This is a genomic window from Streptomyces sp. NPDC016469 (genome assembly GCF_040632905.1).
GTDB lineage: Bacteria > Actinomycetota > Actinomycetes > Streptomycetales > Streptomycetaceae > Streptomyces.
In genome coordinates this window covers 1-10553 of the sequence record NZ_JBEYCQ010000065.1, presented here as the reverse complement: position 1 = coordinate 10553, position 10553 = coordinate 1, and the positions used below count along the sequence as shown (strand labels likewise).

The 10553-nt window shown below is 71.2% G+C and carries 9 protein-coding genes; 5 read left to right on the top strand and 4 right to left on the bottom strand.

Annotated elements, in window-relative coordinates:
• The 3 genes from ABZ565_RS34890 to ABZ565_RS34880 form a co-directional block, all read left to right on the top strand.
• Window positions 1-1440 (top strand): alpha/beta fold hydrolase (locus ABZ565_RS34890; RefSeq protein WP_361036242.1); only part of this gene is annotated, 1440 nt, incomplete at its 5' end.
• A 49-nt stretch (window positions 1441-1489) separates the two neighbouring features.
• The gene (locus ABZ565_RS34885; protein ID WP_361036239.1) at window positions 1490-2497 is read left to right on the top strand and encodes an ATP-binding cassette domain-containing protein; all 1008 of its coding nucleotides are present in this window, start codon (window positions 1490-1492) and stop codon (window positions 2495-2497) included.
• The gene (locus ABZ565_RS34880; RefSeq protein ID WP_361036236.1) at window positions 2494-3288 is read left to right on the top strand and encodes an ABC transporter permease; all 795 of its coding nucleotides are present in this window, start codon (window positions 2494-2496) and stop codon (window positions 3286-3288) included. Before ABZ565_RS34885 ends, ABZ565_RS34880 begins: the two co-directional genes overlap by 4 nt.
• 17 nt (window positions 3289-3305) lie before the next feature.
• On the opposite strand, the gene ABZ565_RS34875 is transcribed toward ABZ565_RS34880, so the two are convergent.
• The 4 genes from ABZ565_RS34875 to ABZ565_RS34860 form a co-directional block, all read right to left on the bottom strand.
• The gene (locus ABZ565_RS34875) at window positions 3306-5249 is read right to left on the bottom strand and encodes an AarF/UbiB family protein (RefSeq protein WP_361036233.1); all 1944 of its coding nucleotides are present in this window, start codon (window positions 5247-5249) and stop codon (window positions 3306-3308) included.
• Window positions 5246-5791 (bottom strand): hypothetical protein, encoded by a 546-nt coding sequence (locus ABZ565_RS34870; protein WP_361036231.1) that lies wholly within the window; start codon window positions 5789-5791, stop codon window positions 5246-5248. The genes ABZ565_RS34875 and ABZ565_RS34870 overlap by 4 nt, the downstream gene beginning before the upstream one ends.
• 112 nt (window positions 5792-5903) lie before the next feature.
• Window positions 5904-8078: an MMPL family transporter gene (locus ABZ565_RS34865; protein ID WP_361036228.1), complete on the bottom strand. Its 2175-nt coding sequence runs from the start codon at window positions 8076-8078 to the stop codon at window positions 5904-5906.
• 129 nt (window positions 8079-8207) lie between these two features.
• Window positions 8208-8873, bottom strand: a complete 666-nt coding sequence (locus ABZ565_RS34860) for a hypothetical protein (RefSeq protein WP_361036225.1) — start codon at window positions 8871-8873, stop codon at window positions 8208-8210.
• 258 nt (window positions 8874-9131) lie between these two features.
• Here ABZ565_RS34860 and ABZ565_RS34855 point away from each other — a divergent pair, with 258 nt between their 5' ends.
• Together ABZ565_RS34855 and ABZ565_RS34850 are read left to right on the top strand one after the other, a co-directional pair.
• Entirely contained in the window at window positions 9132-10181 is a 1050-nt protein-coding gene (locus tag ABZ565_RS34855; RefSeq protein WP_361036222.1) for a polyprenyl synthetase family protein, read from the top strand.
• 43 nt (window positions 10182-10224) lie between these two features.
• A partial coding sequence (locus ABZ565_RS34850) for a carboxyl transferase domain-containing protein (protein WP_361036219.1) occupies window positions 10225-10553 on the top strand: 329 nt, incomplete at its 3' end.

Here is a 10553-nt window from a genome sequence, read left to right as displayed (position 1 = left end):
ACGGGTGACGTGGTGCGCTGGTCCCGGACCGGTGAGCTGGAGTACCTGGGCCGTTCCGACGACCAGGTGAAGGTGCGTGGTTTCCGCATCGAGCTGGGCGAGATCGAAACCGTCCTCGCCCGTCATGAGAGCGTGGGCCGGGTCGCCGTCGTCGTACGCGAGGACCGGCCCGGCATCAAGCGCCTCGTGGCCTACGTCGTACCGGCCACCGGCGATCTGGACACCCCTGCCGTCCGGGCCCATGTGGCCGCCGCACTGCCGGACTACATGGTGCCGTCCGCCTTCGTCCAGCTGGACGCCCTCCCGCTGACCGTCAACGGCAAGCTCGACCGTAAAGCGCTTCCCGCGCCGGGCCCCGAACTGCCCGACGCCGGGCGCGGACCCCGGTCCGTCCAGGAAGAGGTGCTCTGCGGGCTCTTCGCGGATGTGCTCAAGGTGGACGGGGTGGGCATCGACGACAGCTTCTTCGAGCTGGGCGGCGACAGCATCACGTCCATCCAGCTGGTCAGCCGGATCCGCTCGGTGCTCGGCGTCAAGCTGAGCAACCGGGGCATCTTCGAGACGCCGACCGTGGCGCAGCTGAGCGACAAGCTCGGCACCGGTACGGACAGCGACGGCTTCGAAGTGCTGCTGCCGCTGCGCACCGGCGGCGACCGCGCGCCGCTCTTCTGCGTCCACGGCGCCGGCGGGCTCAGCTGGCCGTACTCGTCCCTGCTGAAGGCCGTCAGCGCCGAGTACCCGCTGTACGGGCTCCAGGCCCGGGGCCTCGACGGCAAGGAGCCGATCGCGACGAGCGTCGAGGAGATGGCGGCCGACTACGTGGAGCAGATCCGTCGGGTCCAGCCCGCCGGCCCCTACCACCTCGTCGGCTGGTCCTTCGGTGCCCTGGTGGCCCACGAGACCGCCACGCTGCTGACCGAGGCGGGGGAGAGGGTGGCCCTCCTGGCGAACCTGGACCAGACACCGTACGACGCCTCGTGGGAGGACGACGACTACGCCCTGCCCACGGAGCGGGACGTACTCGAAACCCTGCTCGACTTCGTCGGCTACGACCTGGCGGAGCTGCCCGAAGGGCCCCTGGAACACCGGCGGGTGATGGAGATCATCCGTGGCCGGGACAGCGCGCTCGGGAGCCTGGAGGAGGAGAACATCACCGCCTTCATGAAGGTCGGCATCAACAACCACGAGCTGAGCGCCCGGTACCGGCCCCGGCGCTTCGAGGGCGAGCTGCTGCTGTTCGTCTCCACGGTCGGGACCGACGACCCCGCCGGGAAGACGGCGGACTCGGTCGCCGCGTGGCGCCCGCACGTGACGGGCGACATCGCCACCCACCCGGTGCACGCGCACCACGGACACCTGCTCCAGCCGGAACCCGCGGCGGAGATCGGCCGCGTCCTCCTGGAGCGGCTGGCCGCCCCGCACGCGGCTCCCGGTGCCTGAACACCCACTTCCCGCTGTCCACGACAGCCGAACAGAAGGAGCGACCGTCATGGAAACGGCGATATCCGCAGAGGGTCTCCGTAAGCGCTACGGCGACCACCAGGCCCTGAGCGGCATCGATCTGGAGGTCCCCGCGGGGACGATCCTCGGGGTCCTCGGGCCCAACGGTGCGGGCAAGACCACCACCGTACGCATACTCGCCACGCTCCTCGAACCCGACGAGGGGCGTGCCACCGTGGCCGGCTACGACCTGGCCACCCAGGCCCGCGAGGTGCGCGGCCACATCGGTCTGGCCGGGCAGTACGCGGCGGTGGACGAGCGGCTCACCGGGCGGGAGAACCTCCAGCTGATCGGGGTGCTCCTGCACCTCGGGCGGCGCGGCGCGAAGGCCAGGGCGCACGAACTGCTCGACCGGTTCGCGCTGCTGGACGCCGCCGACCGGCCGGCGAAGACGTACTCCGGCGGGATGCGCCGCCGCCTCGACCTCGCGGCGAGCCTGGTCGGCCGGCCGCCCGTGCTCTTCCTCGACGAACCGACGACCGGTCTCGACCTCACCAGCCGGATGACGCTCTGGCAGATGATCCGGGACCAGGTGGCCGAGGGCGTCACCGTACTGCTGACCACGCAGTACCTGGAGGAGGCCGACCAGCTGGCCGACCGCATCGCGGTCATCGACCGGGGCACGGTGATCGCCGAAGGCACCCCCGACCAGCTCAAGCGCAAGGTCGGCGGTGAACGCCTCGAGGTGTCGGTGGCGTCCGTCGCCGATCTGGAGGCCGTCGCCCGCACGCTGGCGGAGATCTCGCCCGGGGAACCGGTGACGGACCGCGACGCCCGCACCGTCTCCGTGCCGCTGACCGGCGGTGTCGCCACCATCGCCGGGGCCGCGAGCGGCCTGCAACGGCTCGGCATCGAACCCGAGGACTTCGCCGTGCGCCGGTCCTCGCTCGACGACGTGTTCCTCGCCCTGACCGGCGGACAGGGCCGCACCGAGGCCGGTTCGGAACCGGCCCCCGCCACCGCATCGACCACGACCAAGGAGAAGCAGCCGGCATGACCGAGGCCATCAGCGATTCGTTCGCACTCGTGGGCCGCCAGATGCGGCACATCCGCCGGATGCCGGAACAGCTGATCGGCATCACCGTGATGCCGGTGGCGTTCGTCATCGTCTTCGGCTACCTCTTCGGCAGCGCCATGCAGGTGCCCGGGGACGGCGGCTACAAGGAATACATCATGGCCGGCATCTTCGCGCAGGTGATGCTCGCCAACATCACCACGACCGCCGTCGGCGTGGTCGGCGACCTCGACAACGGGCTGGTGGACCGGTTCCGCGCCCTGCCCATCTCCCGCTCCTCCGTGCTGGTGGGACGGACCGTGGCGGACGGCATGCTCGTCGCCTGGACCTGCGCCGTGATGGCCCTGGTCGGCTACCTCATCGGCTGGCGCGCGCACAACGGCGTGCTCAAGACGCTGGCCGGCTTCGGGCTGCTCCTGCTGATGGGGTTCGCCATGTCGTGGCTGGGCGCCCTGCTCGGGCTCGTGCTGCGCAACGCGGAGACGGTGAGCGCGGTGTCCGGCGTCATCATGATGCCGCTCGCGTTCCTGTCCAACGCGTTCGTGCCGCTGGACGGGCTCCCGGGCTGGATGCGGGCCGTCGCCGAGTGGAACCCGGTGAGCGCGGTCGTCTCCGCGAGCCGGGACCTGTTCGGCAACGAACGCGGGCCGGCGAGCGGGGCGTTCCCCTCGGAGCACCCCGTCCCGGCGGCGCTGGGCGTCCTCGTCCTGCTGATCGTCGTGGTCGTGCCGCTCGCGGGACGCGCGTACCAGAAGGCGGCCGCCCAGCGCTGACGGCCGGACCCCGGCCGTCAGCGCCGCGGGCTGATCATCATGAACAGCACCCGCAGCACCAGGACACAGCTGATGAGCAGGAGGTTGTAGCCGAACAGCTCGAAGAGCCCCAGTCCCTCGCTGATCCGGGGACCGCCGCCGGTACGCAGCAGCTGCACGCCGACCAGGCCTATCACTCCGCCCAGGAACGCCAGCAGCACGTCGTGCACCAGCGAACGCAGGAATTTGCGGTCCTCCGGGTCCTGGAACATCCTCACGCCGACCGTGAGCTGCCCGCCCTCGATGGCGCTGCCGATCCGTTCGATCCGGCGCGGCAGCCGGCGCAGCATCGGCACCATGGAGAGCAGCTCCTCGGTCACCGAGCGCCCCAGCGTCTCGGGCCGCAGCTTCCGCAGGTGCTGGGTGACAGCGAAGGAACGGGCCTGGCTGACGATGTCGAAGCCGGGGACCAGCCGCTCCAGGGAGCCTTCCATGGTGGCCAGGGCCCGGAACACGGCCGCTATCTCCGGCGGCACCGTGATCCCGTGCCGGGCCACGATCGTGAAGAGGTCGGCGAACATCTCCCGGTCCGGTTTGATCCCGGGCGCGAAGTGCCGGGCCAGGAAGCGGCCGAGGGCCCGTTCCAGCCTCCGTTCGTCGACCCGCTCCGGGTGGTCCACCAGCTCCAGCAGCGCGTCGGAGAGGCCGGCGGGATCGCCTCGGTGCAGGGCGAGCAGCATCCCGCGCAGGGTGGAGCGCAGCGACCGGTCGATCCGTCCGACCGCGCCGAAGTCGAGCATCCCCAGGTGCCCGTCCGGGAGCAGCAGGAGATTGCCGGGGTGCGGATCGGCGTGGAAGACCCCGCTGGTCATGATCTGCCCGAGCAGGCATTCCAGCATCGCCTGGGCCAGCGCCTCCCGGCCCGGGCCGCCGTCGTCGAGGACGTCCCCGACGCTGTGCAGCGGGACGCCCTCCATCCACTCGGTGACCAGGACCCGCCGGCTGGTGAGGTCGAGGTGGACCTCGGGAACCTTGATCACGGAGTCGCCCGTCGACTGCTCGATGGCGGCCGCCACCGACAGGGTGTTGCGGGCCTCGATCCGGAAGTCCAGCTCCTCGTGCAGCGAGGTGGCGAACCCCTCGGCGAGTGCTTCGGCGCCCACGCTGCGGCCCCAGTCGGTGTGGTGCTCCAGCTTCGAGGCGAACCGGTAGAGGATGTCCAGGTCGTCCGCGACGATCGCTCGCGCCGTCGCCCGCTGCACCTTGACGGCGACCTGCTCCCCGCTGTGCAGCCGGGCGCGGTGCACCTGGGCGATCGAACCGGCCGCGACCGGCTCGGGATCGAACTCCGCGAACACCTCGGCGGGGGGCGCGCCCAGCTCCTCGTGGAGCACCTGGGCCGTGGACTCCCACGGTTCGGGGGTCGCCCGGTCCTGCAAGGTGCTGAGTTCGTCGATGAACTCCTGCGGCAGCAGGTCGTAACGCGTGGACATGACCTGGCCGAGCTTCACGAACGTCACCCCGGCCTCCTCCAGGGCGAGCCGCAGGGACGGCGCGAGGACGGCCCGTTCGGCGGGCGCGCGGCGGGAACCGCCGGTGAGGAAGCGCCCCAGCCCGTGCCGTACGAAGATCCGGCTCAGCCGCGCGTAACGCCGGGTCCGGGCGAACCGGCGGCGCACCGCCTTCGGGAAGCCCACCAGACCGCGCACGGTGCCGGACGGGATCAGCACCTCGGTCGCGGCCAGGAAGACCATGGCCACCAGCAGCGAGACACCGATCTCCAGGGTGAGCAGGGCCAGCGGCTGCACATCGCGCAGGGGCAACCCCACGACGGTGCCGGCGGTCAGGCCGACGGCCGCGGTGAGCGCGGCGCGGCCCTTGCCGATCTCGATGCCCAGCAGCCGCCGGGCGCCGGAGGCGAGTCCGGTGAGCAGCACCGTGAGGGAGAGCGCGGCCAGCAGGACGAGCACCGCCGTGTTCATCGCTGACGCCTTCGCCGCAGGTAGTACGAGACGGTGACGACGCCCAGCAGCGGGCCCCAGAGCAGTAGCGGCGCGTAGCACCAGCCCATCAGGGCGCGGTGGGTGGCGTCGAGGCTGCCGCTGTCGACCTCGTCCCACACCAGGTACTGGCTGATCGTCACCACCGTCAGGATCACCGCCCCGAGGGCGGCGGGCACGACGGCCGCCCAGGTACGGACGGGCCGGCCCCCGATGAAGGGCAGCCAACGCGGGGCGACCAGGCCCCAGTTGCTGACCAGGCCGAGCGTGAGGAGGGCCGCCAGCTCCTGGAACAGTGTGATGAGGGGCAGGACGAGATAGCCGCTGCCGGGCAGACCGTAGTCGTCGCGCAGGACCGCGTCGCTGTAACCGACCGGCACCCCGACGGTCATGGCCAGGCGCCACAGCGAGGACGGCAGGGCGATCAGCGGGACGGCGTGGGCCGTCCAGCGGATCCACCGGGACGGAGGCGGAGTGGACAGCACCGCCGTGCGGCGGGGCTCGTCGGTGACTTCAGTGGTCATGGGCGTCAGACTGCCAATCTTCTTGTATGCGGCACAACGAGGCAAAGCCCGGCACCTCCGCACCGCCCTGACGGGCGGTGCGGAGGTGCCGGGACACCGGAGTGACGAATCGTCAAGTTGTGGACCCGGCAACGGCGTCCACCGGTTCGTTTGGCTCCGGAGGCGCTGTTCCGTCCGGTCGGGCGCCTCCGCCGGCGGAGGAGTCCCGGCCGCCCGGCCACCAGGCGCGGCGGCCCAGCAGGGTCGTCACGGCGGGCACCAGCAGCAGGGCCATGACGAAGGCGGTCAGCAGGATGCCGAACGCCACGGCGAAGCCCATCTGCTGCAGCATGCTGTTCTCGGCCAGCAGGAGCACACCGAAGGTCCCGGCGAGGATGAAGGCCGCCGCCCCGACGGTGGAGGCGGTACGCGTGACCGCCTCGCGCACGGCCTCCGCCGGACTCCGGCCGCGCCCGGTCTCCTCGCGCAGCCGCGCCACCATGAGGATGTTGTAGTCGGTGCCGATGGCGACGACGAAGAGGTACACGATCACCGGCAGCGTGAACAGCAGGCCCTGCTCACCCCTGATGTCCTGGAACAGCCACACCGTGGAGCCCAGCGTCGCGCCGAAGCCGAGGCCCACCGCGAGCATCAGGTACCAGGGCGCCACGACGCTGCGCAGCAGCAGCCCGAGGATGACCATGATCGCGATCCCGGCGACCGGGAAGACCACCGAGTAGTCCCGGTTCGTGGCGTGCTGGATGTCGGCGAGGACCGCCGAGGTGCCGCCGACGAGCGCCCTGCTGCCGTCCGGGGCCGCCCGGTGCGCGGTGTCGCGCAGCGGCCCCGAGGCCAGCTCGATGGCGCGGTCGCTCGCGGGCTTCACCTTGAGCACCACCCCGAACTGGGCGACGTCGCCCTTCGGGCTGACGACGGCGGGGGAGACCTCCCCGAATCCGGCCGCCGCCAGATCCCGTCGGTACGTGTCCAGGTCGGCCCGGTGGAGCCGGCCGCCGTCCTCCGATTCGAGGAGCACCCAGCTGGGATCGGTCTGCCCGGCGGCGAAACCGCGCTGCATGTCCTGGCCGGCGCGCACGGACTCCAGGTCCTTGGGCAGGGAACTCTCGCTGTCGAAAGCCGGGTTGAAGCTGAACACGCCGACGGCCAGGGCCGCCAGCAGCCCGCCCGAGAGCGCGGCGACGAGACCGGGACGCCGTGCGGTGAGCGCACCGGCGCGGGCGGCGAAACGGTGCCGGGGCTGTGTGCGCCAGGGCTTCGACGGCCAGAACGCCTTGCGGCCGAGCAGCGAGAAGACCGCGGGGACCAGGGTCAGCGCGGCGGCCAGCGTGACCGCCACCGAGATCGCCAGGGCGGGGCCCATGGCGCGCAGCATCCCGAGGCTGGACAGCAGGAGGGCGAGGAAGGCGACGATCACCGCGCCGGCCGCCGAGGCGATGGTCTCGCCGACCCGGCCGACGGCCTCGCTCATGGCGGGTTTCGGGTCGTGGCCCTCCCGCAGCAGCTCCCGGTACCGGAACAGCAGGAAGAGGATGTAGTCGGTGCCGACACCGAACAGGACGACGATCAGGATCGCGGTGATCGAGCTGTCGGCCTGCAGTCCGCCGACCTCCACGGCGGTGGAGATCAGCCCGGTCGCGACCATGAACGTGAGCCCGATGATCAGGACGGGAAGGACGGCGATCAGCGGGCTGCGGAAGATGATCAGCAGCAGCACGATGATCAGGAGCAGGGTCGCCTGCATGATCATGGCGTCCGTGTCACCGGCCGACTCCTGCGAGTCCAGCGCGGTGGCGGCTGGGCCCGTGGTGCCCGCCGTCAGCTCCGTCCCGGTCAGCAGCTTCTTGAGAGCGGACCTGATGTCCTTCACGGACTCGGTCACGTCGGCGTTGTACGGGTCGTCGACCGTGGCGACAATCCCGGCCAGGGCGATCCGGCCGTTGGGCGAGACCGAACCGGCGTCCGTCTTCACGGACTTGATCTTGTCGAACCCTCTGTCCTGGAGCCCCGACACCACCTCGCGCAGGTCGGCCCGGTCGGCGGCGGTCAGCTTGCCCTCGTCGGACCGCTGGAACACCACCACCGCAGCCGGTGTCTCCTGCTGCGGGAACACCTTCTCCTGAAGCCGGCTGACCTGCACGGATTCGTACGAGGAGGGCAGGAAGTCCGCCTGGTCGCTGGTGGGCTTCAGCTGCGGGGCGGCGAAGCCCAGCGCCACGGCGACGACGATCCAGGCGAGGATGGTGAGCCAGGGGCGGCGAACGGCCAGCCGCCCGATCCCTCCGAACATGGGACTCCTTCTGCGGATTTCTGGTGGGGGAGAGCCTTCTGCGCGAGTGTAGGGAGACCGCACCCGTACATCCCGGGGGATGTCAGGTTGCTGCCACGCCTTCCGCGGCTCACGTCGCCGGGCCGGTTCTCAGGAGCAGCCGCGCCGCAGATTCCAGCCGACGAAGGTGTGCTTCAGATCCACCTCGAAACGGCAGGACGCCGTACCGTCCGCATTCAGGTCCACAAAGGAACGGTGCTCGTTCGCGTACCAGTCACCGGTGGCGTCGAAAATGCCCTTGTACGAGAACGCGGCACGGGCCTCGTTGTGTGAAGCGGCGCAGTCGCTGACGCAATCGACGGTCTTTCCCGACGACTCCAGCGACCAGCCCGCGTCCCAGGGTTCCCGGTTCCATTCCTGCCGTGCCGTGGTCGACGCGGTGACGACACGGTGGCCGTCGGTCTCCCAGGACGACGTCGTGTAGAGGCCGGTCATCCGGATGTTGCAGCAGTCGTACATCTCGGACCAGCTCTCCAGCTGCCGGACACCGGCCGCCGGGGCCACCGTCCGGCCGGCCGTGTCCGTGCCGGCGGCGGCCACCAGCCGGGCGGGGCCCAGGTGAGGTGCGCAGTCGGCGCCTATGGTGACCTGCTGCTCCACGGCCATGCCGGGCGGCGGGGCGGGCAGAGAACCCGAGAGCCGCACCGAGGCGCACTCCTGGCCGGGCCCGTCCGCCGCCTGTCCCGCGCCGCCGGCGGCAGCCGTCGCCGGCACCGCCGACAGGGAGAGCAGCCCGGCCGCCGCCACCGCGGTCATGATGAATCGAATACGCAATTCCTCGCCCTTTCCCGGCAAACCCAGTGATGTGCACGAGAGCGTAACGGGGCCTTTCGGGGTGCGGGACGACGCCGGGGGAGTTGGCAGGAAGCTGACAATTCCCTTCCGTCCGGGGTGTCGCACACCTCGTGTCACCTTCATGTCATTTGCCTTGCCGGGGAGTGGTGGCGGGGGCACGGTGAAGGCGATATTCGCCGAATGACACCGTCACCGCCGGTGCGACCGAGGGGTTTCCTCGTGAGTGCAAAACTGATGTACGAGGCTCCGATATCCGTGCCGTTTCCGTCGTCCGGAATTCTCGGGCGACTCGGTCTGGGCGAACCGGAGTTCGAGTCCGCGATGAATGAGGCACTGGCCGTCGCCGAGAAAGAGCTCCAGGACTGCGTCCACGACGCCCCCGACCCACGGATCGCCGCACTCACCGGCCATCTGGCGGCAGCCGGCGGAAAGCGTCTCCGCCCGCTGCTGGTCCTGCTCGGTGCCGAGTTCGGCGACCCCTGGCGGGACGGCGTAGGCCGGGCCGCCGTCATCGCGGAACTGGTCCACCTCTCCTCGCTCCACCACGACGACGTCATGGACGGGGCCGCCACCCGGCACGGAGTGGCGAGCGCCAACGCACGCTGGGGCGACCGGACCGCCGTCCTCGGCGGCGACTGGCTCCTCGCCCGCGCCGCCCGGCTCGCCGCGGCCCTCGTCCCCGGAGCGATCGAACTCAACGCCCGGACGGCGGCCCGGCTCGTGTCGGGACAGCTCGGCGAACTCACCGGGCCCGCCGACGGCGAGGACCCCGTGGCGCACTACTTCCGGGTGGCCGAGGGCAAGACGGCCGCGCTGATGGCCATGTGCCTGGGGCTCGGCGCCCTCCAGTCCGGCGCGCCCGCCCCGCACGTGGCGGCGCTGACCGAGTACGGGGAACAGCTCGGCATCGCCTTCCAGATCGCCGACGACCTGCTCGACCTGGACTCCCCGGCCACCCTGACCGGAAAGCCGCAGGGCATGGACCTACTGGCCGGTGTGGACAGCCTGCCCGTCCTGCTGGCGCGGGCGGGCGACGACGCGGCCGACGCCGAGCTGCGCGCGCTGCTCTCCGACGGCTCCCCGGTCCGGCCCGCCGATCACCGCCGCGCCCTGGAGCTGTTCCGCCGCTCACCGGCGACGGCGGAGGCCGAGGCGCTGCTGCGCGGGCGGCTGGCCCGCGCCCGCGCCTGCCTCGCCGGGCTGCCGCCGCTTCCCGCACGCACCGCCCTCACCGCCCTCTGCGACTACGTCGCCCGCGGGACCGCCTGAACACCGGACCGCGAAAAGGGGCTGACACCCGAAGGAGTTGGTCATGTCGATGCATGAGCGGATCGGCGAGCTGACGCGCATTTGCCAGGAGGCCGTCGAGGGAGCACCAGCGGCGACCGAGGCGCAGCACGCGAAGGGCAAGCTGACGGCGCGCGAGCGCATCGAGCTTCTGTTCGACCCGGGTTCGTTCCACGAGGTGGAGCAGCTGCGGCGGCACCGGGCGACGGGTTTCGGCCTGGAGGCGAAGAAGCCGTACACCGACGGTGTGGTCACCGGTTGGGGCACGGTCGAGGGCCGGACGGTCTTCGTGTACGCGCACGACTTCCGGATCTTCGGCGGGGCGCTGGGCGAGGCGCACGCGACGAAGATCCA

Coding starts and splice junctions, on each gene's coding strand:
- ABZ565_RS34875 (WP_361036233.1), bottom strand. CDS start 5,249: ATGAACACGGCGGTGCTCGTCCTGCTGGCCGCGCTCTCCCTCACGGTG.
- ABZ565_RS34885 (WP_361036239.1), top strand. CDS start 1,490: ATGGAAACGGCGATATCCGCAGAGGGTCTCCGTAAGCGCTACGGCGAC.
- ABZ565_RS34880 (WP_361036236.1), top strand. CDS start 2,494: ATGACCGAGGCCATCAGCGATTCGTTCGCACTCGTGGGCCGCCAGATG.
- ABZ565_RS34860 (WP_361036225.1), bottom strand. CDS start 8,873: ATGACCGCGGTGGCGGCGGCCGGGCTGCTCTCCCTGTCGGCGGTGCCG.
- ABZ565_RS34870 (WP_361036231.1), bottom strand. CDS start 5,791: ATGACCACTGAAGTCACCGACGAGCCCCGCCGCACGGCGGTGCTGTCC.
- ABZ565_RS34865 (WP_361036228.1), bottom strand. CDS start 8,078: ATGTTCGGAGGGATCGGGCGGCTGGCCGTTCGCCGCCCCTGGCTCACC.